Consider the following 25,085-nt stretch of genomic DNA (forward strand, 5'->3'; position numbering starts at 1 on the left):
TAGATTGTTTACGCGTTACGCACCCGTACGCCACTAATGTATTGCTACATCCGTTCGACTTGCATGTATTAGGCCTGCCGCTAGCGTTCATCCTGAGCCAGGATCAAACTCTCCATTGTAAATAACTTAACTTAACATTTTACTGTTATGTCGTCGAATTGGTTGTTTTGGTACTTCTGTCCACTACGTCAAAGAACATATTTTCCACGTTTGGAAAACGGTGACTGAGAACCCGAAAACGAGTGTTTCAATCGGCACTGTATTTTTTGTCAACTCTTTCCCCGATTTGGGACTGCAAAGGTAAGAGAAGGTTTTGAAAAATCAAAATAAAAAAGAAAAAATAATTTTTGGCTGCTTTTTCTTTTTCAACCCCTAAGCCTTTGGATATCAACTGCTTAGTTACTCTCGCCCCGCGTCGTATCCCCGATTTGGGACTGCAAAGTACCGCATTATTTTAACCTTTGTCAAGACCCTAAAACAAAATAAATAGGCAACTCCTTTTTGACTGGCGGTAGACCCTTCGTTCTCAAGAAGTTACCTATTTAAAATTTTTGGAAATAGTTAGATTCGTTGAATCAAGTGGTTCTTTTTGCCTTTGGAAACGATCAAATACCGCTCCTGCAACCATTCTAAGTCGGACAAAACCGTAGTGTCATTTATCTTTTGCTTGTTGATACTAACGGCATTTTGAGCCAGTGCCCGCCGGGCCTCGCCCTTGGAAGCATAGATTTCTCCCTGCGTGGTGACCGACAAAAGCTCAATAATGTCTTTACAGGCTTCCCAATCGGCCTGGGTGACCTGCGTTTGGGGAACACCTTCAAAGATGACGTCGAATTCGTTCGCCTGAATCGTTCGCAAGGTATCCATCGTGGCTTTGCCGTATAATACTTCCGACGCCTTTACGGCCAGCTCATACCCAATTTGGGAATGAACCCGGATGGTGACGTCTTCGGCAATTGCTTTCTGCAAAATCCGTAAATGTGGCGCTTCGGCGTGCTGCCGTTCCAGCTCTTCGATTTCTTCGCGGGATAAGAGCGTAAAAACCCTGATTAGTCGCGGGCAATCGGCGTCATTCGCATTGAGCCAGAACTGGTAGAACTGGTACGGCGACGTCATCGCGGGATCGAGCCAGACATTGCCCCCCGCCGATTTCCCGAATTTGGTTCCATCAGCCTTTGTGATTAAGGGCGTGGTTAGCGCAAAAGCATGGTATTCCTCACGCCCTTCCTTGCGCCGAATCAGTTCGGTGCCGGTGGTGATGTTGCCCCATTGATCGGAACCGCCCATCTGAAGCCGGACGCCCTTGTTTTTGTAGAGCCAGTAGAAATCGTAGCCCTGTAACAACTGGTACGAAAACTCTGTGAAAGAAAGTCCGGTTTCCAGACGTTTTTTCACCGAATCTTTGGCAACCATATAATTGACCGTCAGGTGGGTTCCGGCTTCCCGTAGAAAATCGAGAAAAGAGATGCCCTTGAACCAGTCGTAGTTGTTGACCATTTCGGCCGAATTGGCACTGCTGTCGAACGTCAAAAAACGGGCAAGCTGCGCCCGAATCCCTTCCTGGTTGTGTCGCAGGGTTTCTTCGGACAGGAAATCGCGCTCGGTAGACCGCCCCGATGGGTCTCCGATCATTCCCGTGGCACCACCCACCAAAGCAAACGGTTTATGGCCAGCCCGCTGAAAATGCACCAGCAGCATGATTGTGGCCAGATTCCCGATGTGCAAGGACGCAGCCGTGGGGTCAAAACCAATGTAACCGGCGGTGGATTCTTTGCGGAGTTGTTCGTCGGTGCCGGGCATCATATCCTGCAACATGCCCCGCCAGCGGAGTTCTTCAATAAAATCAATCATTATCAATTTTGACCGGGTCGCCGGTGCGATGAGTGAATGAGTGAATGAGTGAATCTTTTGCCAGTGAGCAGGTAATTTCACTTTTCACACTTGGATGGAATAAGGCCCGAAATCCTATCATCCATTTCGGGGCAAAGATACAATTTCAGGGTAAAAGCAGCGAGGAGTCGCCGTAACTTAAAAACCGGTAGTCATTTTCCAGAGCTGTATTATATATCGTACGCCAGTCTTCACCGATAAAAGCCGCTACCAATAGAATCAGTGTGGAACCGGGTTGGTGGAAGTTGGTCACCAATCCATCGACCATCCGAAACCGATAGCCCGGCATGCAATAAATCCCGGTATGACCGATGACCTGATTTTGGCCCGTCTGCTGAAGATGCATCAAAACCGCCTGCAAGGCTTCGGACCTCGGCGGCAATTCATCTTCAGGGAACGCATAAGCGTATTGCTGATCCAGATGAAAGGGCTCGGCTTCTTTCTTCAATAACCGCACCCCAAACCAGTAAAGGCTTTCCAGCGAGCGCATCGATGTGGTGCCGACGGCAATGACCGGCCCGTTCTGGTCCAGCAAAGTTTCCAGATTCTGTCGGGAATACACCACCTGCTCGGTGTGCATCGCATGTTGCCGAACATCCGTGGTTTTAATCGGCTGGAACGTACCGGCGCCGACGTGGAGCGTCAGGTAATCGGTCCGGATGCCTTTTTGGGTGAGTCGTTCGAATATTTCCGGTGTAAAATGCAAACCCGCCGTTGGAGCCGCCACCGCGCCTTCAATTCGCGAGTAAACGGTCTGGTACGTTTCTTTATCGGCTTCGGTGACGTCGCGGTTCAGATACGGTGGCAACGGAATTTTTCCGGTTTCGTGCAGAATGGCGGCAAAAGATTCATCGTCCGGCGTCCACTCAAACCGGACGTGCGATTGCTCGGGATCGTGCCAATGCGCCCGTACTACTATAGTATGGTCGCCAACCCGGATTTCCTTCGTCAGAACTTCGTCCGGTTTCCAGCGTTTCCGGTTCCCGATCATGCACTGCCAGAGGCTCCGGTTTTTATCCTGCATGGCTTCCGAAACCAGCCGGTCGGCCGGTACCGGGTTGAGCAGAAACAGCTCGATGACCGCACCGGTCGAACGTTGGAAATGCAACCGGGCCGGAATGACTTTGGTATCGTTGAAAACCAGCAGGCTGTTTTGCGGTAGCTGATCCGGTAAGTCAAAAAAAGACCGGTGCGTGATTTTCCCCCGGCTGTATTCCAGCAATTTGGAACGGTCGCGTTGCGCTAACGGAAACCGGGCAATGCGGCCGTCGGGAAGATCGTACTGAAAATCACTGAGTTGTAATTCCTTCATCCTAGTCTTCAGCAACGGGTTTCATCGCCAGGCGAATGGGCAGCGAAACAACCACGATCACAATGATGGCGGTGCAAGCGGGCAACAACCACTGGTGGCCGCTCAAATTGGTCGATCCCAGTTGCGTATTCAATTTGCCGAGCACATACAACGCCAGCGCCATCACGGTATTGACGGCAGCCATCAAACAGTGGAACCAGTTGCGAAAAATCTCATTCAACTGGCTCCGGTGTTCGAGCCAAAGCTGTTGATTGGGAATGGGCAAAGCCGTACCGGACGCTTTTGGAAACAGTTTGGTGAGCGTGTTGATGAGCGTATTGTTGATCAGAAAAATGGCGACGCAGCCGTAAAACAGATAATCCCGGTTGATAAACACATCCGGGCGGCTATCCGGTGTGAAACTCACGGCGACATTGGTTTCAAGGGAAACGTAGGTATAAATCAGGAGGGTGCCGAAGCCCACCAGGGAGGCCAGGCGCCACAAACGAATGGCAAAATTGCTAATTTTCATGAAGTTGATCGATTCGCCTGACTACAGGCTTTGGGCCGCAAAGGTACGGGCTGGGGAGGTGTGTTCCCAATCCCGGCTTCAAAGTTCTTTGCCGAACTCTGCGTTCCTTTGCTCATCTTTGCGGAACAGCATTTCGTTATTCCATGAAAATTTACACCAAAACCGGTGACCAGGGCCAGACCTCGCTGATTGGTGGCCGTCGCGTCAGCAAGGCTCACCACCGGATCGATGCCTACGGAACGGTCGATGAACTGAATTCGGTGATGGGCCTGGTGCGGGATCAATCCGTGAATGAAAGCCGGAAAGACCTGCTGAAAGAAATTCAGGACCGGCTCTTTACGATCGGCTCCGAGCTGGCCACCGATCCCGAGAAAACCATTAAAAAACCGCTGCCGGTGGTACTAGATACCGACGTTACCCTGCTCGAAAAAGCGATGGACGAGATGGATGCCGCACTGCCCGAACTCCGGGCGTTTGTGTTGCCGGGTGGCCATCAGTCGGTTTCGTTCTGCCACCTGGCCCGTACCGTCTGCCGACGGGCCGAACGGCTGGTGATTGCCCTGAACGACGAAAAACCGGTCGATCCCCTGGTGATTCAGTACCTCAACCGACTGTCGGATTATTTATTCGTTTTGAGCCGGAAAATGACGCAGGAACTCGGCGCGGAAGAGGTAGTTTGGAAGCCGCGCGTGTAGTCATACCGCCGTTTGTCAACGCAAGCGGGCTTTCCGGTAAACCGCTAAAAAAATAATTAGCATAACAACTAATTTTTACTGGACACTTGCTGAAGTTTTCTATACATTTGCTGACTATCAACCCGCTGACGACTTTTTTAGTTGATCAGATTTGCCACCTACCAATATGACTACCGACTTAGTAAACATCGCGCTAAGGAAAGCAGGACGCTCCCGGATTGAGGAGGTCGACTTCAACAACCTGCCGTTTGGCAAGCATTTTTCGGACCACATGTTTGTGGCGGATTACGCAGACGGACAATGGCAAAACCTACAGGTGGTGCCGTTCGACGATTTCACACTCAGCCCGGCCCTATCGTCCCTGCACTACGGTCAGTCGATTTTCGAAGGCATGAAAGCCTACAAGAATGAAGAAGGTGAAGTGTTGCTGTTCCGGCCTCTCGAAAACTGGAAACGCATGAACGAATCGGCTAAGCGGATGTGTATGGCCACAATTCCGGAAGAGGTGTTTATGGGTGGTCTGGAAGCTCTGTTGCGGGTCGATGCCGCGTGGGTTCCGACGACGACCGACAGCTCGCTCTACATCCGGCCTTACATGTTCGGTACGGATACTTTTCTGGGCGTGGCACCGTCGAAAACCTACCGGTTTTGCATTTTCACCTGTCCGGTCGGTGCCTATTATACCAAACCGCCGAAACTCAAAGTCGAAACGGAGTACATTCGGTCGGCACCGGGGGGCGTTGGATACGCCAAATGTGCGGGTAATTACGCCGGATCGATGTATCCGACCCTGCTGGCGCAACAGGCTGGCTATGATCAGTTGATGTGGACCGATGCAACCGAGCACAAATACATTGAGGAATCGGGAACGATGAACATCATGTTTGTCATCGATGGCAAGCTGGTCACACCGGCAACTTCCGATTCGATTCTGAAAGGGGTTACCCGCGATAGCATTCTCAAAGTGGTGAAAAGCTGGGGAATTGAGGTCGAAGAACGGAAAGTTTCCATTCAGGAAGTGATCGAAGGCATTGAAAACGGCAGTCTGACCGAGGCATTTGGTGCCGGAACCGCCGTGGTGGTTTCACCCTATTCGCTGATTGGTTACGAAGGCAAGGACTATATGCTGAGCGAAGTACCGAAAGAAAATTCGCTGGCCCACCGCATTTTTACCTACCTCAATGACCTGCGGACCGGCCGGAGTGAAGATACGTTTGGCTGGATGCACAAAGTGGTGTAACCACCTATCACATACGGTTTTTGAAAAACCCCGGCTTCTGTAAAGGAGTCGGGGTTTTTCTGTTTTACTTCATGATCAAATCCACATCCTGCCGGGTGCGAAACCAGTCGACGAACCGCCGAATTCCGTCTTCCACCCGAACCGACGGCTGATAGTCAATGAGTTGAGCGGCTTTTCCGATGTCGGCATAGGTTTGCTGCACGTCGCCGGGTTGCATCGGCAGGCGGTTGATGAGGGCGGTTTTCCCCACGGCCTGTTCGATCACGCGAATCAGGTTGGCCAACGAAATCGGATCGGAACCGCCGATGTTCAGCACTTCGTAGCCTTTCAGGTTTTTCAGTGACTGGATGATGCCGCTGACAATATCATCAACATAGGTGTAATCCCGGGCCGTGGAACCGTCGCCGAAAACGTTGATGGCCTGCCCGTTCAGAATGCTTTCCGTAAACTGGCTGATGGCCATTTCGGGGCGTTGAAGCGGGCCATAGACTGTGAAAAACCGTAAGCAAAAAATATCGAAACCGTACAGATTATGGAAGGTATGGCACAGCAGTTCGGCCGCCCGCTTGGAGGCTGCATAGGGCGATAAAGGACGATCCGCCGAATCCGCTTCAGTGAAAGGAACTTGCGGAGAATCGCCGTAAACTGATGAAGATGAAGCGAATACCATTTTCGTTACGCCAAACCGCTGCATGGCCTGCAACAAGGTCAGCGTCCCGTTCACATTCACGTCATAATACAAGGCAGGATCCTGTACCGACGGCCGGACACCCGCCCGGGCGGCTAAATGGATCACCGCATCGAAAGCGTAGGTTTGAAATAAGGTACCCACCAGTTCCGAATCCCGGATGTCACCCTGGTGAAAGTGGTACGCAGGAATGCTCAACGTTTGCTGAACATTTTTCCATTTGATATCAGGGGCATAATAGCTATCCAAGTTATCCAGACAGATAACCTGATGGCCTTCCTCCAGGAGTTGTTTGGCTAAATTCGAACCAATAAACCCCGCCCCGCCCGTCAGTAAGATGGTCATGAACTCAGATCCTTTGTTAAGGTGGATGATTGAAAACTGTACACAACGCCCGCCAGCGATACCACCGCCGTGATCAGGTAAAACAACAAACTGACCGAAACCGCGGCATCGGCAGGCACATCGAGGGCCTCCGCACCCAGCAAAAACGTCAGTTCACGCGCCCCAGCCCCGCCAATTGTGAAGGGAATGGTGGCGACAATGGACGAAACCAGAAACAATAAAACGTAGGCCTCCGGTTTTCCCGGGGCATCGACCGCCTGTAATAAGGTCAGAATCTGAACCATCTGAAGCCCCTGAACCAGACCGGACCAATCCACCGAGCGTTCGAAAGCCGGCGCAAACTGCGGCATAAATTGCTTCAAAAGTCGTTTGGCCGCAAAATGGGCCACGGGAATTCCGAGCAACCACAACCAGCCAATTTGAAACTCCAGCCACAACGACACTTCCGGCACCAGCACCACAAAAACCGCCAGTGCATACAAAAGCGGCAGAAGACCAATCAGCCGGTCTATCAGCGTGGCGCCCACCAGTACTTTAACCGATGTTCCGGTCAGACGGTTCAACAGGTACACTTTGTAACCGTCTCCGCCAATACCGCCCGGCAAAAAAAGATTGTAATACATGCCGAGCCAGTACAATTTCAGGTTGGGTGTCCGGCGCAACCGCAGCCCCACCTGCGCGAACAACACCCGTAAACGCTCGGCGGAGGCTACTTTCGACAGAATAAACAGAACCGTTGCAACCGTCAGCCAGCCCACCTGCGCCCCCGAGATGACGTCCCAGACCCGTGCCGGTTCGATCTTGCGGAAAACCAGCCACAACGACAAAGCCGACAAGGCAATTTTCAGAGCCGTTTTCAGGTACTTTGGCATTCGTCAAACCAGGGCTGATTTATAAATCCGCCGGATTTTATACGGCTTCTTGTCCTGTGATTCGTAGTACGTCCGCATTTGCAGTTCGGTCATAATCCCAAACGTAATCAACTGAATGCCCGCCAAAACCAGGATGGTGCCAAGAATCAGCAGCGGACGACCCCAGATGTCGTTCCCCATCAGCTTCAGAATGAGCAGATACCCGTTGATCAACAGCCCCACCATCAGTGAAATCAGCCCCCAGTTGCCGAAGAGGTGCATCGGTTTGCGGAGGTATTTTTTCATGAACAGCATCAGAATCAAATCACTGACCACTTTCAGTGTCCGACCGAGACCGTATTTTGATTGACCGATCCGGCGCGGGTGGTGTTGCACATCGGCCTGCGTCATTCGTGCGCCTTCGAGCCGCGCCAATACGGGAATAAACCGGTGCAGTTCTCCATAGAGACCCAGGTTTTTTGCCAGATCGGACCGGAACACTTTGAGGGCACAGCCGTAGTCTTTCAGGTGGACGCCCGACGTCTGCCGGATGATCCAGTTGGCGATGCGACTCGGCAGCTTGCGCAGCAAGGCCCCATCCTGCCGGTTGGCCCGAATGCCGGCCACCAGGTCATAGTCGCCTTCTTCGGCCAGCCTGACCATCATCGGAATGTCGGCGGGATCGTTTTGCAAATCGCCGTCCATCGTAATGATGTATTGACCCCGCGCCACATCGATGCCAGCGGCTAAAGCCAGACTCTGCCCGTAATTGGTTTGCAAATCCACCACCACCAGACGGTCGTTGTGAACGGCTTTCAGTTCGGCCAGCGTTCGGTCGGAAGAGCCATCGTTGACGTAGACGATTTCAAAATCATACCCAATCAACGCCCGCTCGACCTGATCGATCATTGGAAAAATATTCCCTTCTTCATTGTAGACACAAATTACGACGGAAAGGTACGGTTGCATACAAAATTATTTTCGGAGGGAAGCTCCGGTACGAAAATCGGAAAGGACTAAAACCGGACCAATTTGGCCGGATGTCTGTCAAACAAGTTAAATTCTGAAAGAGTTTGGTACGATTCATGGCCTAAACTGACCGAATCGGCGATGTAAAGTGTGTTGGGAAGTTTCTGGTTGGTTTTCCGCAGAATTTCACCCCGCACCACTTCGATGTGAAAACTGTTTACGTCGGTCTGCCCGTCGCTGCCGATGGTCTGTTTATAGCCGTACAAGTCTTTGCCGAGCGACTGCCGGGCGATGCGTTCCGACGAATCTTTATACTCCTGACGGTGGGCCAGCCGGGGCGGAATCACCAGCCAGTTGAACCCATTCCGAAACATCGCCAGAAAGGCAATCAGGATAATCAGCCGGTGTTCGGGTTGCCGGATGTAGTGGTAGACGATGAACGCCAGTACCCCAAACAGCACACTGCACTTCCACCACAAACCCGGTATGGTTTCCGTATCGGGATGAAAAAAAGGCACCCAGGCCCCGATGGTGACCACGATCAGCACAAAACCCATGAAATACTCCCAGCCCCGGCGTCGCCAGTCGGTTGGGTCGGTTCGTTCGTAGTAGACATAGGCAAAAACCGTGAAAAGCAGGGGCAGTAGCATGAGCAGATACCGGGCGTATACCTGCGGGGAAGACCAGTAAATCACAAAGTTTACCAGAAAAACGATGGCGTTGAACAGAATAAACGGTTGTCCGGTAATCAGCGGTTTTTCACTGGGCTGACCTTCGGCGGTGGTTTGCCGGAACCGTTTGAAAACGCCTTTCCGAAACAGCAGAACCACCAGCAACATCCAGGGCGCGTAATGATAGAGCATCTCGAACGGAAAGGTCAGCATGTGGAGCAACGTCTCCTTGATGCCGAATTTCACCACAGTTCGCTTGGCACTTTCGTCGAACAAAACCGACACGATCTTATCCGGAGCAATCGCATTGCGGTCGAAATACGCCAGGTAGTAACTGCCGACGATCAGCAGAAAAAGGCCGATTCCGGCAAAATGCGCCGGGCTGAACAACTTCCGGAATTGCTTGGTATACAGAAAATAAGCCCCCAACGTCAGTCCCTGAAAAACCAGCGACGGCAGCCCTTTCATCATAAAACCCAGGGCCGTAATCAGGTAGGTGGTCAGAAACAAGGCCCAGTAGTTTCGTTTCCGGTCGAAATGATACACCAGAATAAAAGCCGTGTAGGTTAGCCACGAGAACGTGATGTCGATCAGGCCCAACATGGAATCATACAATAAAATCCGGGTATTGGTCACAAGCATCAGCGCGGCTGCAAAGGCAATCCGGGAGCCGAGGTGTTTTTTGACGAGTAAGTAAATCGTCAGGCCATACAGCAACAGCGACACCACCATCGGAAAGCGTAGGGCAAACGACGAGTAATTCCCGAAGAGATGGAAAGAGGCCGCAATCAGCCAGTTGTAGAGGGGCGGTTTGTTAAAATACAATTCGCCGTTCAACGTCGGGGTGAGATAATCACCCGACAAAATCATCTCCAGCGCCACCAGCGCCCGGCGGGGTTCGTCCGTTCCCGTATCCAGCGGCAGGTAGCCGAGGTACGAAAAAAGAGCAGGAATCAGCAACACTACCGTGAGCCATTGCCAGAAAACCGGTCGCTGGTAAAGAGGACTTTGCATTCCGCAAAGGTAGGGCGGATTTGGAATTTGCCGACACCAGCCAGCGGGAATAATAACCGGCCAACAAAAAAGCCCACGAGACGTGGGCTTTAAAAAATGCAAATCAGTTGGTTAGGAATGACCTAACTGCTCCTGCTCCGGCTTGTCCGTATCGCGGTTCCAGTCGGCACCCGGCACCCGGTCTTTGTTCCAGGTTGTGCCAGCCAGATCGCCGTCTTCATCGCGGCTCAGTTCCTGGTCCGACACTTCGGCCGGGTTGGGGTTCGCATCGTTCCGAACCGGATTCGGTTCACTATCGATGGGCATAACATCCTCAATTTCAACATCATTGGATTGATGTGATTCCGATGGCAATTGCACATCGGGCCGATCCATTTTTGATAAATGGCTCAGTTCGGGTGGCACACCCATGGTGTTGCCCATGCGTTGAGCGGCATATGATTCTGTACTTTCTTTCCGTGCTTTGCTTGAAAGGCTCATAACGTTGTTGAGTTAATGGGTTAATACACTGGTTTGTGATCTGTCGATGTGCCGGTATGCGCCACATCCTCCTCTTTCTTCTCCTGATCGCGGGCACTTTTCGTTTGCTCCGATCCCGCATTCTTATCCGCTTTATCCTGTTCTTTTGCTTTTTTCTGGGCCTTGGGAGTCGGTACGTCCTCCGCCGAGGCATAATCGTCGGGCCCGGAGGTGGTTACCTCCACCGTCGAGGTGTTGGTCTTGGAACCGGCAATGTTCTGCTGGCCTTCTTCCGTTACGTCATTTTTGGGATTGTTGTCATCCTGGTCGTTGAAACGCAGTATCCCATTGGCACCGTCCATGTCCGTGCTGCCGATTCCGCGCTCATTGCGACCGTCTTCGCCCCCCCGAACCGCTACGCCGTCCTGCCCATTGGCCGAGTTTTCCTGGCCCGGCCGATTGCGGTTGTCTTTCGCGGCAATGTCTTCTTCGTTGATATCTTTATCCTTTTCCATACCGTTGAATCGATGGTTGTAAAGACCACGATTCTATAACAACGAAGACCGCAAAAGGTTATGAAAACCGGTCGGAAACCCGCTTAAGCGGGACCGATCAAATCCCACAGATTCCCGTATAAATCTTCAAAAACCGCCACCGTTCCGTACGCTTCCTTTGCCGGATCTCGCACAAAAACGACCTGATTATCAACCAATTGTTTATAATCCCGCCAGAAATCGTCGGTGTGCATGAATAAAAAAACCCGGCCACCGGTCTGGTTGCCAACCCGGCTTTTTTGTAATTCATTGGCGGCTTTTGCCAGCAACAACCGGCAGCCGGTCGAGCCAGCCGGAGCCACCACCACCCAGCGTTTGGACTCCGACAAAACCGTGTCTTCGATGAGTGTGAAGTTTAATTTTTGGGTGTAAAACTGAATGGCTTCGTCGTAATCATCGACGACCAGGGCGAGCTGCGCAATTTCCTGTTTCATGAGTTGATTGATCTTTCGCGGTCAATTTGCAAACTTCTCTCCTTTTACCCGCAAAAACTTCCTTTACACCTCCATTTCTGCTTTTCAAATAACCAGAATGTGGCTTGACATAAGCGGTATTCGTCGCGCGGCTACCTGAATTTAGCTTTGCGGTTTCAACAGTAAACAAATCCACTACATGAATTACAAATTGTTTTGTATGGCTGCCCTGCTTCTGGCGGGCTGCTCGAAAGACCCGGCCGACGTGGAGGGTGGCGGGGGCGAAACGACCAACTGGGGGGATCAGCCCGCCTTGCCGGTGGTGAATGGCGAAGCTGCTTTTACGCTCAATGCCGCCGACGATTACGTGAACGTGATGGGAACGACCAACCCCCGGTTGCCGAACTTTCCGGCGCTGAAGGTAAAACCGGGGGTCGTGCGGGGCTACGTGGCCGATTTGAGTGGAAAACCGCTGGAAGGAGCCTACATCGGCGTGCGCTCAACGGCGGTCGGCGGGTCGTATTCCGGGGCGTCCGACGAAACCGATGCCAATGGCTATTACGAAATTACCATTCCCTGGGGTGCCACTGACTTTTATGCCGCCGGGTACACCATCGACTACGGCGAAGGAAGAGCCGTTATGAGTTTGCACGCGGCCGATGGTAAACTGGGGAGTTTCCCCTCCGTGGATGGGTTGGTGAAGAATTTCGTTCTGCTGTCCTACGGCGTTTATACCAAAGACCTGGTCAGCCAGAAGCCCCGGGATCAGTCGATTTATGCTGGGGGATGTCTGTATATTTCCTACAATGTTGGGGACCCCACGAGCATCTTCGATCCACCGAACTACCTGCCTGTAAACTCCGAAATTCAGGTAACCCTCACCCCCGACGGACCGGGTCTGTATGGCACGAACAAGAAGTTTGTGATCAACAAGAAAATAAGCTTTCAGAACTCCAGCGTTCTCATTATGAACGTTCCCGTGGGTCGCTACACCCTGAGTGCTAAAATGAAAGACGGGACCTCTCTTCTGATGAAAGCCGTGGGTCGCTACGCCGGCATCTATCCCTACTTCGGGTTGATTCCGGCCGAAGCGACCGGATCGGCCAAACTACTGTTTACGCCGGAATCGCAGTCCGGCAATTCGATGACGATGGCCAACCGGGGCAACTGGGGTGCGATTTCGATTAAAGTAGACCGCCCCCAATAACCGGCCCCTGATCCAGACAAAGGCGTTTTGAAATGCTGTACCGGCCTCACCGCCAGTACAACATTTCCGCCGAGTCGATCAGCAACGTCCGGCTTTTTCCATCTGTGTCGATCACCATAACCTTGCATTCGCCGGTTCCGGTGTTGTCGGTCGAGGTGAACACCACTTTGGCTCCGTTGGGCGAGAAGCGCGGTTCCAGGTCATTGGTACCGGCGGTTTTGCCGGTGGTCGACGACAAATCCACAATCCCCTTCGTTTTGACGTCCATCGTGTAAATCCGGGCGTCGAGCTGGCGGCCCTGCTCATCCTGAAAACCGCTTTTGTCCAGGCTGTACAGTATTCTGAGTCCGTCGACGGAAAAAACCGGGCTGCTCATTCGGTTGCTCTTCGTCGTGAAAACCGTTGTCGTATCTTTCCCTTCCGGCGACATCAGCAGAATTCGATTGTCGTATACACTGCCGGTCGAGGTGGTGCGAACCGCGATCCGTTTAGTAGCCGACGTCCAGGCGCATCCCGCAAAAAAACGCCCGGCGGGGGCTTGATACACCATTCGCAAACCCGTGCCGTCGGTGCGTACGGCATACAGTCTGTCATTTGACGGGTAGAGCAATTCCGTCCCATCCGGCGACCAGCAGAACGACAGATCAAGCGGCATCAGTCCCCGAACCGGAACGCTCGTCACCCGGCGGACGTTGCTGCCATCGCGGTTCATCAGATACAGGTGGACGTCGGTTTCGGCATTCGACAGAAACGCGATTTGCAAGCGGTTGGGACTGAAAATGGGCCGCCAGTTGTTGCCGGAACTGGTGAGTTGAATGGCTTCACCGGTTTCGTTGGAGGTAAAAAGCTGGTACCGGTTTTCGACACGCCGGACGTAGACGTACGAAAAGCTCGGAAATGCGTGGGTGTTGAACGACCAAACCGCCCCGTTGACCGTATTGAAACCGTCCCTCACAATCACCTGCCAGGAATACGCCGTTCCATATGACAACCCGTTCAACACCAGCGAATCCGCTTTGATGCCGGTGAATTTCTGACTCAGCACCCCGCCTTTCAGGAGGTTGATTTCGTAGGTCAACCCGTCGTTTTCCGGGTCGGTGGCTTTCCATCTGAGTGTCACCGACGATTTTTGCCAGACGTTACCGCTGTCGGGGCTCACCCAGGTCGGGGCCGACGGGGCCTTGTTCGGGCCTTCGAAGAGCATGATCGTCACTTCAGTCCGCACGTTGGGCGTGGCCTCCACCGTCGTTACTTCTTCCCGAAAACCGGTTTTCGACGCCTGAACCGTATACCGGCCCACCGCCACCTGATCGAATTGGAACAAGCCGCTCGAATCGGTTTCCGCCGTTCGGCCCGACGGACTCAGGCGGATCAAAACCTGGCCCGCGAGTTTTCCGTTGGTGTTGTATTTCACCCGGCCATAGACGGAGCCCTGTTGAGTTGGCTCGACCAGCGTTTCTTCGTTGCATCCCCAGAGGCTACCCAGCAACAGGGCAAACAGGCTGTAAAAAGTAAAGCGTTTCATTGAAAGAAAAGAGTAGAAAGTGAGGGTGTACCGTTGATGAGGTGTAGCGTAACCGGCCGAAACTTACCGGCGGGTAGGGCGGTCCAGGTAAAACGTCAGGCCGATGGAACCGCGCAGGTAATAATCGTAGTAGCGGCCCGAGCGGATTTCGTCCAGTTCGTCGGTCAGGGGTTGCTGGTAGTCCAGCGTGGTTCGAAAACCAACGGTTTTGCTAAACGCGTATTCGACGCCAACGCCCCCGTTCAGCAGGGCGTACCGTTTTCCGTGGAGGGTGAAGGGCGATGCCTCCGCCCGGGATAAAACCAGACCGGCACCGGCATACAGCAAGGGCGTGACTTTCCGAAACGGCAATGCCCGGTAGATGAAATTGCCCTGTAGCGTCGTGAGTCGGCACGTGATGGCGGGGTTGTTGGCGAGGGTTCCAAGGCTCCCATTCATCTGAAAACCCAGGTATTTGTTCAGGTACAGGTCGGCAGCCACCCCAAATCCGGTTTGAATACCGCTGGTGGCAAAATCCCCCTTGTACCGCCAGACCGACCCATAGGGATGAAACGTGATCATCGACGGTTCGGCAGTATTGCGGGCGCCGTAGACATCGGTTTCGCTCATCGTGGTTTTTTCGTGGTCATAATCCGCCAGCATTTTCTCCGTTTTCTCCACCGCTTTTTCATCTACCGCCCAGAGGTTGTCGCGGATACCTTCCAGCACCAGCGATTGCACGGCTTTTTCGACGGCTTCGGTCACCGCCATCTGCGACGGTTCGTTGGTGGCATACCCCGTTTCAGCTTCCAGTAACCGCTTGAAACTCACGTACCGGAACAAGCCGCCATCGACGGCCTGCGACAGAATGGTTTTGGAGGTATAGACGGTTTTCAGGATTTTCCCGGATTTGGTGGCTACCGCCCGCAGATACACCGTGACGCGATCCTGCCGGTATTGGCCCGAACCGCCCGCGCCGAAAAACCGCAGCCCCGCCCCGCCCGTAATCGTGTTGGCATCGTACGACACAATACCGCCTTCCAGAATAATCCCGGCAAACAACAGGGGGGGCAGATTGTCGGCTTCGTTTTTGTACTGCGCCATCCCCGACCGGATGATTTTACGCTCATTGATCAGATTGCTGATGTTTTCGCGTTCGATGGGCACAAACCAGCCACTTTCTTCCAGCGCTTTCAACAGGATGTTGGTGGTTCCCTGCGAAACCGCCGTCGACCAGTTCGCCCCGGTTTCCGACGGTTTGTATTGCCCGGTCTGATCCCGGAATTTGTAGACCGCGGCCACGATTTTCTCCCGTGGCGTGGGCAGTTGGCGCAATTCCGCCGTGATGGTCGTTTCTTCGCCCAACCGAGCCGACTGCGTTTTGGTGGGCTGGCTCAGATAGGCGCTGCATCCCGTCAGCAGTTGGAAGGCTGCCAGAACAACCAGCGCCATTCCTGCCTGTATGCGTATAAATTGGAACATGGTGATGAGGATTGAAGGGTTGATATCTGGTTTTCAGCTTTTGATGCCCCTAAATCCCTAAAGGGGACTTTGGCATCCGAAGATTCAGAAGCATTAGAAGTAGGGAACGGTGATGTTGCTTTCACCGCCTTTGCCGTCGTTGACCCGAATGTTGACGCCGTCGGCCGAATTGGAGATCACTACCTGCATGTCGCCAAATTGAAACGTGCCTTCTTTCAGGCCCTCTTCGCCGAATTGTTTTTCGATTAAATCGCGGGTGATGCGGCTCATCAGTTGCCGTTGCAGAGATTCGGTCATTTCATCGACCGGTGAGCGTTTGAAGGAAGCCGCTCCGCCAGCGGTTTTGGTCGCGGCCGGATCTTTGAATTGATCCTGGGCCTGGGCGGAGCTAAGCAGCCATTGGTAATTGAAGGTGTTTCCGCCGAACGCGGGGTTCTTGGGCTGATACGTAAGCGACTGAGCCTGAACCGATTTTGCGCTGGTAAAAATCAGCATTAGGGAGAAGAGAACAATTAGCTTTTGCATATACTTTCAGAATGTGGTGCATTTCTGATTGTATATCAGCGGGAAGGTCGAAAGGTTAACAGCCAACAAGGAGAAAAAAAGAGCTTCTACAACCCACGGGAACGAATAGCGGCAACGGCCTGAGTGGCATCGATTTCGAGCAGGTCATACCGCCCCTGCACGAACTGCTGCCAAACCGGCTGGTCGTCCATACTGATTTGAATCAGATGACCCGAACCGGGCGAGGGGGTTTCTTCGATGGTAATGATCACCTCATCAGCAGGCATCGCGGGAGAAACCGGGCGACCCGGCAACGAGTTGGCAACCGTCGGCTGGCTCGACCAGTTTTTATAAAACAGATCGTAAAAGTCTTTGCCCACTTTGGTCCGAGAATTGTCCAGAATCAGGGTGGTGCTTTCGGAATCATCCATCGTGCTTTCCACCAGTTCGCCGGTCAAGTCAACCCATTCGATTTCCGGTTCCTGCGAAAAACCCGCCAGAGGCAACCATGCCAGCATGAGTAGTGTCGAAAGTCGGAAAACGTTTTTCATGGTGAAAAGCCGTTTCGGATGCTGAGTTGACTACCACCGGTTTGTTCAATCCGCATTGGGACGCCCGCAGCCGTGGCGCTCCCCTCCCGGATCAACTGGTTGTTGTTTCCGCGTTGCAACACCTCGAGCAGACCGCCATCCTGCTGAACAGCCCCCCACTGGAAGCGGTTTTGAGTCCCCTGTTGCGCGATGGAATACTGGTTATCATTCCCCGAAAGGTCGAGGTCCAGGCGATTTTGAGTCCCCTGTTGCTGCACCCGGACCCGGTTGTTATTGCCTGTTTCCCGGTATTGCACCTCGTTAAATTGACCCGTCTGGATCAGAATCAACTCCTGAGGCCCCCGGCCGCTGGTGGTTTTCACCGCCTGCGGCAGGTTGAAAAACACCTCCGACTGGGCCGAAACCCCGAGCGAAAAACCGCTAAAAAGAGCAAAAAAAAGCCATTTCATGGGATTTAAAACGTTAGAAGTTTTTTGAATGAAGGCCGGAGGTCTGTCCTGTCAATAGTCAATAGCATCCATCAACTCGTGGTAGCTCCGGAGGAGCGGTCAAAAAACATCTTCAGGCTGCTCCTCCGGAGCTACCACTCGTTGGTATCGGCTATTGACTATTGACAGACCGCCCTTCCAGGGCTCTCCCCGGTTAACTCAAACAGCTTGTTAAGTTGTAAAAATAAAGAACCAGCCCGAAATTGCTTCCGGGCTGGTTCAGTCCTTAATTTTGAGGCCCCTGCGTAATCGTAGCCGTATTGTTGCTGCCAAACTGACCGAAGCGGACCATATTGCCATCACCGCCCTGCGTCAGCGTCAGCGAGTTGCCATTGCCCCCCTGAATTGCTCCGGCCCCGTTGTAGGGACGGGGTGCCGTTTCCAGACCGGTGAGCGTATTGCCACTACCTTCCTGAAGAATCGTGGCCGTATTGGACGACCCGTTTTGCAGCAGATCCAGCACGTTGTTGCTGCCCGTCTGCGTGATCCCGGCCAGGTTCTGGCTACCGTAGGCCTGCTCGACCGCTGCGTGGTTGTCGTCACCGGTTTGCGTGATATCGATCTGGTTGAAATGACCGCCTACGATGGAGCCTCGGCCTACGTTTCCGTTTCCGGTTTGAGTCACCAAGGCCCGGTTGTTGTTCCCGAACATGGACTGAGCGCTGCCCTCGTTGCCATCGCCGACCTGCGTTACACTAATTTCATTGTTCGACCCCTGCCCCCAATTGACGACCGCCCAGGCAAAGTTGTTGTTCCCCGTTTGGGTTGCGGTCGTTCGGTTGTTCGTCCCCTGGTACCCCATAGAGAAGGCATAGCCTTCATTGTTGTTGCCGGTTTGGGTTACCGAAGACTGGTTGTGGCCACTGCCATCGAAATCACCGGCCCCGCCCACGTTGTTGTTGCCAACCTGCGTAATGATCGCTTCGTTCTGCGATCCGGCGCCATAAATGTCCTTAAGATTGTAGAGGTAGACCTGATTGCCGTTCCCCGTTGTCGAAATGGTCCCCTGGTTGCTATTGCCCGTCTGGTTAAAATCGACCTGATTTTGGTCCCCATTGACCGAAATCGATCCGGCATTGCTGGTTCCCTGCTGCGTGATGGAGCCGAAGTTGGGGACGCCATTCCCGTTGCCGTTCTGGCTGAGTGACAAGCTGTTCCCGTTTCCCTGTTGGGTAATCGGTGCGTTATTGCCATCGCCCGTCTGGCTGACCGACAACGAATTGGATTGAGCAAATGCGGTACCGGCGGCAATGAGGGTAGCGAAGGAAAGAATGAGCTTTTTCATGGTTTTTTAAAGAATAAAAGTGAAGTAAAAAGAAACGTTTTATTGCTTGATGATCCGGATTGGCTTGGGTTTCCCGGCCTCTCCCTGACTAATCAACAGGTACATACCGGGAGCCAGCGGAGAGAGATCAATTTCCGGAAGAAAACCGGGCTGGGTCACTGCACGGACGGTTTTTCCCTGCAAATCGGTCAGGATGTACGACTGGAACGGTAGCGCGGGATACAGAAAGATCTTACCCGTCGTCGGATTCGGGTACAGGGTTACCGTTTTTACCTCGGCCGACGGAGGGGGCGAAACCTCAGCCCTGGAAGCTTCCCGACTCCCGGCGGGGGAGTTCACGGCCCCGCAAGTGGTTCCCATCAATTCCAGATTGAACGACATGTCTGAGCTGCCCGCATTGAATTGGTGAACTTCGGCCGTGATGACATTTTCGCCGTTCACAAACGCCGTTTTGGGTAAGCTCACCGTCTGCCAGATCGCTTCTTCCCCATCTCCCAAACCGGCCAAAGCCGTCGTCTTCGATGTAATGATCCCGGTGGGCATGTTATTCCGAAGCACCTCATTTCCATTGACATACACCACCACACCGTCGTCCCGCAACACCCGCATATCAAACCCGTTATACACCGATGCGTCGGACAGGGTGATCTTTTTGCGGAAATACGTCGTAATGAATTTGTTGGTGGCACTGGGACCGTAGCTGACAAAGTTGGGGGCCGTGGGCGACGTCGGGTCACCGATTTCGCCGTAGCTCAGCCTGGTCGTGCCCTGTTTCCAGGAAGCATCGTTGTACGAAGCGGTGCGCCAGGCGGTTCCCGGATCGGTCCCGTTATCGAGGTACTTCCAGGTAGCGCCACCCGCAATCAGCGTTTGGGACGGTTGCGTATCCTTGATGATCGTAAATTGATCCCGAATCTGTCCGTCTTCTGCGATGAATTTGGCGTCGAGCCGTTTGCCTTCCACTTCCAGATACATCGACCCACCCACAGTTTCGATGGCCGTTTGCATGGCGTTGTGGGGCCAGCCCTCCCGGGTGGTCGAACCCGGATCAATGCCTGCGCCACTTGCCCCGCAGACGACGTAAACGATGCCTTCATTGACCGGAGCGGTTGAACTTTTGTAGTAATAACAGGAGTTGGGCGACCCGTCATATCGTCCGCTCGACTGGCCGTTGTTGAGGGCTGGGGCGTTGTGAAGCTCCGGATTAAATTCCGTTTCGGTGCCGGTATAGTTGCGAACCAGCCGCGACCGTTCGTAGACGTGGCTATGGCCGTTCAAAACCAGATCGACCTTATACTGATCCAGAACCGGCAAAAGCCGCTGGCGGATGTCTCTCAGTTCGTTGGCCAGATTGGCCGGTGAGTCCGAGTCGTGAGAGCCTTTCGTATACGGCGGGTGATGCCAGAAAACAATGGTCCATTGAATGGCGGGATTGTTCTTGATCGCTTCCAGATCTTTTTTCAGCCAGATCATCTGCGGACCGTTGGCCCCGAAAATGGTCGTTCCCTGACCCGGTTCATACCCGAAGGAATCCAGGCTGATGATGTGAATATTCCCGTAATTGAACGAATAGTATTCCTCTTTTCCGGAAGCCACCCCGCCTGCTTCCGCATTCTTGAAATGCGACATCACGTCGAAATAGGCAATGCGGTGGTCGGTGCGCTCGGTTTTAGTCAGGTTGTTGTTGGCATAATCGTGGTTACCGGGTGTGGCATACGAAGGCGTCTGCTTGATGATGCGATCATTCTTGTACACATCGAACAGGTTTTTCTGGTATTCCGTGTCCAGACCACCCGGATAGGCATTGTCGCCCAGCCATAACCACAAATCGACGTAGTTGCTGCCCACGTGGTTCATGAACGCATCCCGCACCTTGAGTTGCCGCTGGGTGCCTTCCCCAAAATCGCCCATCGCCCAGATGCGGGTTTTCTTGGCGGTTCCAGTGGTGGGAGCGGTAAAAAAGTAGTTGTCTGCCGTGCCCTGCAAAACCAGCGTTGGCGTCTCAGCCGCACCAACCGAGTAATAATATTTGGTGTTGGGCGTCAGATTGGTCAAACTGACACTGTGGTCGGTAGCCTGGGCCGCTTCGTAAGCCACCTGGGTCAGACTGCTCGGCGAAGAGCCATACCGCACCATACCCATCGAGGAGGAACTGGTTCGCCAGCGCAGGGTCATTCCGGTGGGCGTTCCCATTTGCAGGTACGGCCCCCGCAGCAATTGAGTAGTCGGGGTGGTCCCGCCGATTCCGACCAATTCCAGGTTGAAAGCCATATCCGAGCTGCCCGCACTGAACTGGTGGACTTCGACGGCAAGGGTGTTTTCTCCGTTGTTCAAGATGGTTTTGGGAAGGGTCACTTTCTTCCAGACCACCTCTTCGCCATCGCCCAGGCTGGTGGACGCCGTGGTTTTCGATGTGATGGTGCCTGCAGGCATGTTGTCACGCAGCACCTCCGCCCCGTTGAAGTACACCACAATGCCGTCATCGCGCAACACCCGCAGCTCATAGCCATCCGGATACTGTGCCACATCGACCATAATTTTCTTGCGGAAATAGGTGGTGATGTACTTGTTGGTAGCACTCGGACCGTAGCTGACAAAATTGGGTGCCGTGGGCGACGTGGGATCACCGGTCTCACCGTAACTCAGGCGGGTAACACCTTGCTTCCAGGTACCATCGCTGTAACAAATCGAACGCCAGTCGGTTCCCTGGTCGCTGCCATTGTCAAGATACTTCCAGGTGGCCCCCTGAGCCACCAGCATCGGCGAACTGCTTTGCGCCTTCACGCGGTTTTCCGTGGAAAGAAGCAGAAAAAGCCCGGTCAGGAGTAGTAAGTACGTTTTCATACAGTCAGTTTTTAGAATTCAGATCAATTTTCTGACTGTATATCATCGAAGCAGTCGCGAGGTTAACAGGCGTTTTGAGAATAATTTGATCCGGGTTTCTGATAACCTCAACCCGGTCGGGCAGATACTTTACTGACAAAGGAATTTACCTCTAAATAGCCCTGAATCACTGAGATAAATCCAACTATTTCATTGATCTTGCAAGGATTTTGATTACCTATGTCAACCCGGTGAGGACGTAAGCCCGGTTTTTATGGCAACTGATTTGGATACTCCCTGTGCACGCTTTGATCAGGAAAATCTGGCGTTTTATCAGGCACTGCTGGCCGACCAGACCCAGGCCTGGGAATGTCTATACATCCGCTCCTACCGGGTATTTATTCCGTACGCCAGTCAACGGAGTTCCATTTCGACGGACGATGCGCTGGATATTTTACAGGATGGGCTGGCCGAATTTGCCTTGAAATTGAAAAATGGAAAGTATGTCTTTCAGGGAAAAGCCGTAACCGCCTACGTCTTCACCGTATGCCGTAACCGCTGGGTTAACTTTCTGAAAAAGAACCGGATTCGGAAGCTGGATGCCAGTACAGAGGCCGTTTCGGAGGAGGACGAGTTCGTTTGGAATGAACCCAATCCGTTTCTTTCTACGTACCTTGAAAATTCGGGAGACTTCCTCCCGGAGAATGAAAACCGGGAGAACCCGGCGGAGCGGGATGCCCTTTGGGAAGATAGTGAAGCCGATTGGGAAGCCGTCGGACGGGCGTTTGCGGAAGTCGGCGAAGACTGCCGGGCGATGTTGCATTGCTTCTACGTCGAAGAAAAATCACTGGGCGAGTGCGGAAGTCGCATCGGATTGCAGGAAAACTCCGCCAAAGTAAAGCGGTTCCGGTGTGCGCAGCGCATGAAAACTTTGTATACGCAGTATAAAAGAGAGTAACATGGAGTTATCGGAAAAAGTACTCGAACAGATTGGCGCTTACCTGTCCGACCGCATGACGCCCGCCGAGAAAGCGAATTTCGAAAACCGGATGCAAAACGACGAATCGCTCCGGCAAGAAGTGGCTACACAACGCGAAATCAAGCAGGGGTTGGTCTTTCTGGCTCATAAACAGCGCTTCAAAACGCTGCACGCGGATCTGGAAAAGCGGGGTTTATTAAAAGATGAGGCCCTGAAGCCGAAGACGGATGAATCGCAGCTCGTAGAAACCCCCATCATTGCGCTACCCACCGGCCGGACTGAACTCCGCACGAACTGGTCTTATTTTTCGGCGGCTGCATCGGTGCTTCTTCTGGCAGGCCTGAGCTGGGCTTTATTCCAGAACTGGTCGGATAAACAGGCATTGATGGCTCAGAATGAAAAGTCGTTCGAGCTCTATTTCTCTCCGGTTCCCAAACCACAACCCGTCATACCGATCGATCCGGATCGGGTGGCCGCGCCCGTGGAGTCGGCCCAAACCCGCTCCGATTCCGTCCGTCTGACCGAGGCCATCGATGCCTTGCAGCAAAGTGATACCCGACTGGCTATCAGCCAACTGACATCGATCAGTCAGGGAAAACCCGGCCACTGGAGTGCCTCCGCCCACTGGTATCTGGCACTGGCCTATCTGAAAGCCCAACAAAGGGAAGAAGCCCGGAAAGTGGCCCAGCAACTGGCCGATCAAAATGGCCACCCCTATCAGGAAGAAGCGCGTGAACTGACCGAATATATCCAACAAAACCCATGAAAACCTGGTGGATACACGGTTTTTGGGGACTTTTGATGACCCTTCCGGCTGCGGCCCAAACGGAGATCAATCCGGGGCTGCTGTTCGATGATGCAGGGTATGAAACGGTGCCGTATCAGGAGATTGTCACCAAAAAGAAATTGCCAGTCCGCATTTCCTACGAAGCCTACTGCCCGTCTGTAAAGGCCCAGGGTAGCTACGGCACCTGCGTCGGATTTGCCTGCGGCTACTACCTCAGCACCATCCTGGCGGCCAGAGCGAAGCAGATTACCAACAAAACCGCCCTGGATCAATTCGCTTTTTCACCCAGTTACCTCTACGAAAAGGCCAAGTCGGAACGGGATTATGCCTGTTCGGAAGGAATCTACCTGTCGAAAGCCTTCGATATCCTGAAAAGTGTTGGGGTGGTGCCTTTCAAAAACTTCCCGTATCCGGCCTGCGGACAGAAAACCGAAGCCGTCGATGCGGTCGCTGCCCGGTTTCGGATCGAGGGATATGAGCGGCTTTTTGATGTTCAGGAAACGGACGACAAAAAAATGTACCGCCTGAAAAAAGCGCTGGTCGATGATGGCCCGGTGGTTATTGGCATGGTGGTTCCACCATCCTTCCTCTTTGCCGGAAAAGTCTGGAAACCCGCCCCTGGTGACGACCCGGCTAATAAGCGGCTCCGTGGTCACGCCCTGTGCGTTATTGGTTACGACGACACCTTGCACGGCGGAGCTTTCCGGGTGGTAAACAGTTTTGGAAAAGGCTGGGCCGACCGGGGATTCTGCTGGATCAGTTACCGGGATCTGGCTCGTTTCACCCGCTACGGCTACAAGATCAATCCGCCAAAACCGGCCGTGCTGTAGACCCGTTTCCGCTTAATCAGGAAGTAGTGTATTTACCCTCTTTCTTCAGCTTGCCCGGCATCGCTTTCCGCATTTTCTCCACTTTGGGCAGCGACACGTTTCGAATATAGGGCTGATTGGGGTGCAGTTTACAATAATTCTGATGGTAGGTTTCGGCGGGGTAAAAGACCGAAAACGGCACCACTTCCGTCACCACTTTATTGGGATAGTGCTTCGATTCGTTGACCCGCTGAATGGCTTCTTCAATGGCTTTTTTCTCGGTCGGGTTCCGGTAAAACGCAACGGATCGGTAATCGCGACCCACATCCGGCCCCTGGCGGTTGAGGGTTGTGGGATCGTGGCTGGCAAAAAACGCAGTGAGCAAATCGCGGTAACTTATGACGCTTGGGTCGTAATACACCTGGACGGTTTCGGCATGACCGGTTTCGTCGGTCCCCACCTGTTCGTAAGTCGGATTTTTCAGGTTCCCGCCCGAATAGCCCGAGATCACTTCCCGCACGCCCTTCAATTGGTCGAAGGCTTCTTCCTGCGCCCAGAAACAACCGCCGGCAAAAGTAGCCACGGCTTCGCCCGGTTGAAGGGCTGGCAATTTGGCAAAATTCGGGGTAGTACCCAGGAGCTGTGCCTGAGAACTAACCGTCCAGAGACAGAAGAATACACTAAAAAACAGGCTGTTTTTCATGATCAGAATTCGATTAAAAGGATTCACCGTTACGGTTTTACCCCGGTCAAAGAACAACGCAAACCGGCCTTGGTTTGTTGCTTTTTGAGGTTCAACAGCATAAAGTTGGTCTTTCCTGAAAACAAAGACTCCCCGACCGGCCTGGCCAATCGGGGAGTCTGCAAAAAATCAATCAGGAAATTAGTTCGGATACCCCGGATTCTGTGGTTTCAGGTTCGGGTTGTTCAACATCTCCTGCTTGCCCAGCGGCAACAGCAAATGCTTCTCCTGCAACGCCTGGTTCGAACTCGGGTTCACGTGACCCACGAAGTTGTCGAAGCCGTTCGTCTTGTCGTTGTACACCTTCCGCAA

24 protein-coding genes, 1 rRNA gene and 1 pseudogene are annotated in these 25,085 nt (G+C 53.1%); 6 read left to right on the forward strand and 20 right to left on the reverse strand.

All coding sequences use genetic code 11. The annotated features are described in order from the left end of the window. From ACS5NO_RS32960 to ACS5NO_RS32975, 4 genes are all read right to left on the reverse strand, one after another. Positions 1-119 (reverse strand): 16S ribosomal RNA (locus ACS5NO_RS32960); the annotation flags it as partial. A 442-nt stretch (positions 120-561) separates the two neighbouring features. Beyond that, entirely contained in the window at positions 562-1,848 is a 1,287-nt protein-coding gene (gene tyrS / locus ACS5NO_RS32965; protein WP_439419068.1) for a tyrosine--tRNA ligase, read from the reverse strand. Positions 1,849-1,996: 148 nt separating this feature from the next. Next, positions 1,997-3,202, reverse strand: coding sequence for an S-adenosylmethionine:tRNA ribosyltransferase-isomerase (locus tag ACS5NO_RS32970; protein WP_439419046.1), 1,206 nt, complete (start codon positions 3,200-3,202; stop codon positions 1,997-1,999). A 1-nt stretch (position 3,203) separates the two neighbouring features. Next, positions 3,204-3,713 carry a hypothetical protein gene (locus ACS5NO_RS32975; RefSeq protein WP_439419047.1) on the reverse strand — a complete coding sequence of 170 codons (510 nt, stop codon included), beginning with the start codon at positions 3,711-3,713 and terminating at the stop codon, positions 3,204-3,206. Positions 3,714-3,856: 143 nt separating this feature from the next. Between ACS5NO_RS32975 and ACS5NO_RS32980 the strand changes: the two genes are divergently transcribed. Together ACS5NO_RS32980 and ACS5NO_RS32985 are read left to right on the forward strand one after the other, a co-directional pair. After that, complete coding sequence (locus ACS5NO_RS32980; protein WP_439419048.1) at positions 3,857-4,408, forward strand: cob(I)yrinic acid a,c-diamide adenosyltransferase; 552 nt, start codon at positions 3,857-3,859, stop codon at positions 4,406-4,408. 166 nt (positions 4,409-4,574) lie between these two features. Further along, a complete protein-coding gene (locus tag ACS5NO_RS32985; RefSeq protein ID WP_150881695.1) occupies positions 4,575-5,648 on the forward strand; it encodes a branched-chain amino acid aminotransferase in 1,074 nt (357 codons plus the stop codon). 64 nt (positions 5,649-5,712) lie between these two features. Here ACS5NO_RS32985 and ACS5NO_RS32990 read toward each other — a convergent pair whose 3' ends face one another. The 7 genes from ACS5NO_RS32990 to ACS5NO_RS33020 all read right to left on the reverse strand — a co-directional run bounded on the left by ACS5NO_RS32990 (position 5,713) and on the right by ACS5NO_RS33020 (position 11,633). After that, positions 5,713-6,681, reverse strand: coding sequence for an SDR family NAD(P)-dependent oxidoreductase (locus ACS5NO_RS32990; protein WP_439419049.1), 969 nt, complete (start codon positions 6,679-6,681; stop codon positions 5,713-5,715). Further along, entirely contained in the window at positions 6,678-7,553 is an 876-nt protein-coding gene (locus ACS5NO_RS32995) for a lysylphosphatidylglycerol synthase transmembrane domain-containing protein (protein WP_439419050.1), read from the reverse strand. Before ACS5NO_RS32995 ends, ACS5NO_RS32990 begins: the two co-directional genes overlap by 4 nt. A gap of 3 nt (positions 7,554-7,556) precedes the next feature. Next, positions 7,557-8,501, reverse strand: coding sequence for a glycosyltransferase family 2 protein (locus ACS5NO_RS33000; RefSeq protein WP_439419051.1), 945 nt, complete (start codon positions 8,499-8,501; stop codon positions 7,557-7,559). Between the two features lie 47 nt (positions 8,502-8,548). Next, on the reverse strand, positions 8,549-10,186 hold the full coding sequence (locus tag ACS5NO_RS33005; protein WP_439419052.1) for an ArnT family glycosyltransferase: 1,638 nt from the start codon (positions 10,184-10,186) through the stop codon (positions 8,549-8,551). A 111-nt stretch (positions 10,187-10,297) separates the two neighbouring features. After that, on the reverse strand, positions 10,298-10,666 hold the full coding sequence (locus ACS5NO_RS33010) for a hypothetical protein (RefSeq protein WP_439419053.1): 369 nt from the start codon (positions 10,664-10,666) through the stop codon (positions 10,298-10,300). Between the two features lie 20 nt (positions 10,667-10,686). Then, the gene (locus tag ACS5NO_RS33015; protein ID WP_439419054.1) at positions 10,687-11,160 is read right to left on the reverse strand and encodes a hypothetical protein; all 474 of its coding nucleotides are present in this window, start codon (positions 11,158-11,160) and stop codon (positions 10,687-10,689) included. A gap of 83 nt (positions 11,161-11,243) precedes the next feature. After that, positions 11,244-11,633, reverse strand: a complete 390-nt coding sequence (locus tag ACS5NO_RS33020) for a VOC family protein (protein ID WP_439419055.1) — start codon at positions 11,631-11,633, stop codon at positions 11,244-11,246. 199 nt (positions 11,634-11,832) lie between these two features. Here ACS5NO_RS33020 and ACS5NO_RS33025 point away from each other — a divergent pair, with 199 nt between their 5' ends. Beyond that, positions 11,833-12,819 carry a peptidase associated/transthyretin-like domain-containing protein gene (locus ACS5NO_RS33025; RefSeq protein ID WP_439419056.1) on the forward strand — a complete coding sequence of 329 codons (987 nt, stop codon included), beginning with the start codon at positions 11,833-11,835 and terminating at the stop codon, positions 12,817-12,819. A 46-nt stretch (positions 12,820-12,865) separates the two neighbouring features. Here the strand turns inward: ACS5NO_RS33025 and ACS5NO_RS33030 are convergent, their stop codons facing one another. From ACS5NO_RS33030 to ACS5NO_RS33060, 7 genes are all read right to left on the reverse strand, one after another. After that, positions 12,866-14,344, reverse strand: a complete 1,479-nt coding sequence (locus ACS5NO_RS33030) for a carboxypeptidase regulatory-like domain-containing protein (protein ID WP_439419057.1) — start codon at positions 14,342-14,344, stop codon at positions 12,866-12,868. Between the two features lie 63 nt (positions 14,345-14,407). After that, positions 14,408-15,805, reverse strand: a complete 1,398-nt coding sequence (locus tag ACS5NO_RS33035; RefSeq protein ID WP_439419058.1) for a CsgG/HfaB family protein — start codon at positions 15,803-15,805, stop codon at positions 14,408-14,410. A 93-nt stretch (positions 15,806-15,898) separates the two neighbouring features. Then, on the reverse strand, positions 15,899-16,330 hold the full coding sequence (locus ACS5NO_RS33040; RefSeq protein WP_439419059.1) for a curli production assembly/transport component CsgF: 432 nt from the start codon (positions 16,328-16,330) through the stop codon (positions 15,899-15,901). Between the two features lie 86 nt (positions 16,331-16,416). Beyond that, on the reverse strand, positions 16,417-16,860 hold the full coding sequence (locus tag ACS5NO_RS33045) for a CsgE family curli-type amyloid fiber assembly protein (protein WP_439419060.1): 444 nt from the start codon (positions 16,858-16,860) through the stop codon (positions 16,417-16,419). Further along, complete coding sequence (locus ACS5NO_RS33050; protein ID WP_439419061.1) at positions 16,857-17,309, reverse strand: hypothetical protein; 453 nt, start codon at positions 17,307-17,309, stop codon at positions 16,857-16,859. The genes ACS5NO_RS33045 and ACS5NO_RS33050 overlap by 4 nt, the downstream gene beginning before the upstream one ends. Before the next feature lie 265 nt (positions 17,310-17,574). Beyond that, on the reverse strand, positions 17,575-18,633 hold the full coding sequence (locus tag ACS5NO_RS33055; RefSeq protein ID WP_439419062.1) for a hypothetical protein: 1,059 nt from the start codon (positions 18,631-18,633) through the stop codon (positions 17,575-17,577). Positions 18,634-18,672: 39 nt separating this feature from the next. Next, positions 18,673-21,477 (reverse strand): metallophosphoesterase, encoded by a 2,805-nt coding sequence (locus ACS5NO_RS33060; protein WP_439419063.1) that lies wholly within the window; start codon positions 21,475-21,477, stop codon positions 18,673-18,675. A 253-nt stretch (positions 21,478-21,730) separates the two neighbouring features. Here ACS5NO_RS33060 and ACS5NO_RS33065 point away from each other — a divergent pair, with 253 nt between their 5' ends. Genes ACS5NO_RS33065 through ACS5NO_RS33075 form a run of 3 tightly spaced genes read left to right on the forward strand, consistent with a single transcriptional unit; the run spans position 21,731 to position 24,052 of the window. Beyond that, on the forward strand, positions 21,731-22,414 hold the full coding sequence (locus ACS5NO_RS33065; RefSeq protein ID WP_439419064.1) for an RNA polymerase sigma factor: 684 nt from the start codon (positions 21,731-21,733) through the stop codon (positions 22,412-22,414). Position 22,415: 1 nt separating this feature from the next. Continuing rightward, complete coding sequence (locus ACS5NO_RS33070) at positions 22,416-23,201, forward strand: tetratricopeptide repeat protein (RefSeq protein ID WP_439419065.1); 786 nt, start codon at positions 22,416-22,418, stop codon at positions 23,199-23,201. Then, positions 23,198-24,052 (forward strand): C1 family peptidase, encoded by an 855-nt coding sequence (locus ACS5NO_RS33075; RefSeq protein WP_439419066.1) that lies wholly within the window; start codon positions 23,198-23,200, stop codon positions 24,050-24,052. Before ACS5NO_RS33070 ends, ACS5NO_RS33075 begins: the two co-directional genes overlap by 4 nt. A 16-nt stretch (positions 24,053-24,068) precedes the next feature. Here the strand turns inward: ACS5NO_RS33075 and msrA are convergent, their stop codons facing one another. Both msrA and ACS5NO_RS33085 read right to left on the reverse strand, forming a co-directional pair. Next, on the reverse strand, positions 24,069-24,734 hold the full coding sequence (gene msrA, locus ACS5NO_RS33080; protein WP_439419067.1) for a peptide-methionine (S)-S-oxide reductase MsrA: 666 nt from the start codon (positions 24,732-24,734) through the stop codon (positions 24,069-24,071). A 180-nt stretch (positions 24,735-24,914) separates the two neighbouring features. Continuing rightward, a pseudogene (locus tag ACS5NO_RS33085) lies at positions 24,915-25,085 on the reverse strand (RagB/SusD family nutrient uptake outer membrane protein); the annotation flags it as partial.

This window comes from Larkinella fluvii, assembly GCF_051857545.1.
Lineage (GTDB): Bacteria > Bacteroidota > Bacteroidia > Cytophagales > Spirosomataceae > Larkinella.

Bases quoted from the DNA above. Each gene is read 5' to 3' on its own strand.
- ACS5NO_RS32970 (WP_439419046.1), bottom strand. From the start codon at position 3,202: ATGAAGGAATTACAACTCAGTGATTTTCAGTACGATCTTCCCGACGGC.
- ACS5NO_RS32975 (WP_439419047.1), bottom strand. From the start codon at position 3,713: ATGAAAATTAGCAATTTTGCCATTCGTTTGTGGCGCCTGGCCTCCCTG.
- ACS5NO_RS32980 (WP_439419048.1), top strand. From the start codon at position 3,857: ATGAAAATTTACACCAAAACCGGTGACCAGGGCCAGACCTCGCTGATT.
- ACS5NO_RS32985 (WP_150881695.1), top strand. From the start codon at position 4,575: ATGACTACCGACTTAGTAAACATCGCGCTAAGGAAAGCAGGACGCTCC.
- ACS5NO_RS32990 (WP_439419049.1), bottom strand. From the start codon at position 6,681: ATGACCATCTTACTGACGGGCGGGGCGGGGTTTATTGGTTCGAATTTA.
- ACS5NO_RS32995 (WP_439419050.1), bottom strand. From the start codon at position 7,553: ATGCCAAAGTACCTGAAAACGGCTCTGAAAATTGCCTTGTCGGCTTTG.
- ACS5NO_RS33000 (WP_439419051.1), bottom strand. From the start codon at position 8,501: ATGCAACCGTACCTTTCCGTCGTAATTTGTGTCTACAATGAAGAAGGG.
- ACS5NO_RS33005 (WP_439419052.1), bottom strand. From the start codon at position 10,186: ATGCAAAGTCCTCTTTACCAGCGACCGGTTTTCTGGCAATGGCTCACG.
- ACS5NO_RS33010 (WP_439419053.1), bottom strand. From the start codon at position 10,666: ATGAGCCTTTCAAGCAAAGCACGGAAAGAAAGTACAGAATCATATGCC.
- ACS5NO_RS33015 (WP_439419054.1), bottom strand. From the start codon at position 11,160: ATGGAAAAGGATAAAGATATCAACGAAGAAGACATTGCCGCGAAAGAC.
- ACS5NO_RS33020 (WP_439419055.1), bottom strand. From the start codon at position 11,633: ATGAAACAGGAAATTGCGCAGCTCGCCCTGGTCGTCGATGATTACGAC.
- ACS5NO_RS33025 (WP_439419056.1), top strand. From the start codon at position 11,833: ATGGCTGCCCTGCTTCTGGCGGGCTGCTCGAAAGACCCGGCCGACGTG.
- ACS5NO_RS33030 (WP_439419057.1), bottom strand. From the start codon at position 14,344: ATGAAACGCTTTACTTTTTACAGCCTGTTTGCCCTGTTGCTGGGTAGC.
- ACS5NO_RS33035 (WP_439419058.1), bottom strand. From the start codon at position 15,805: ATGTTCCAATTTATACGCATACAGGCAGGAATGGCGCTGGTTGTTCTG.
- ACS5NO_RS33040 (WP_439419059.1), bottom strand. From the start codon at position 16,330: ATGCAAAAGCTAATTGTTCTCTTCTCCCTAATGCTGATTTTTACCAGC.
- ACS5NO_RS33045 (WP_439419060.1), bottom strand. From the start codon at position 16,860: ATGAAAAACGTTTTCCGACTTTCGACACTACTCATGCTGGCATGGTTG.
- ACS5NO_RS33050 (WP_439419061.1), bottom strand. From the start codon at position 17,309: ATGAAATGGCTTTTTTTTGCTCTTTTTAGCGGTTTTTCGCTCGGGGTT.
- ACS5NO_RS33055 (WP_439419062.1), bottom strand. From the start codon at position 18,633: ATGAAAAAGCTCATTCTTTCCTTCGCTACCCTCATTGCCGCCGGTACC.
- ACS5NO_RS33060 (WP_439419063.1), bottom strand. From the start codon at position 21,477: ATGAAAACGTACTTACTACTCCTGACCGGGCTTTTTCTGCTTCTTTCC.
- ACS5NO_RS33065 (WP_439419064.1), top strand. From the start codon at position 21,731: ATGGCAACTGATTTGGATACTCCCTGTGCACGCTTTGATCAGGAAAAT.
- ACS5NO_RS33070 (WP_439419065.1), top strand. From the start codon at position 22,416: ATGGAGTTATCGGAAAAAGTACTCGAACAGATTGGCGCTTACCTGTCC.
- ACS5NO_RS33075 (WP_439419066.1), top strand. From the start codon at position 23,198: ATGAAAACCTGGTGGATACACGGTTTTTGGGGACTTTTGATGACCCTT.
- msrA (WP_439419067.1), bottom strand. From the start codon at position 24,734: ATGAAAAACAGCCTGTTTTTTAGTGTATTCTTCTGTCTCTGGACGGTT.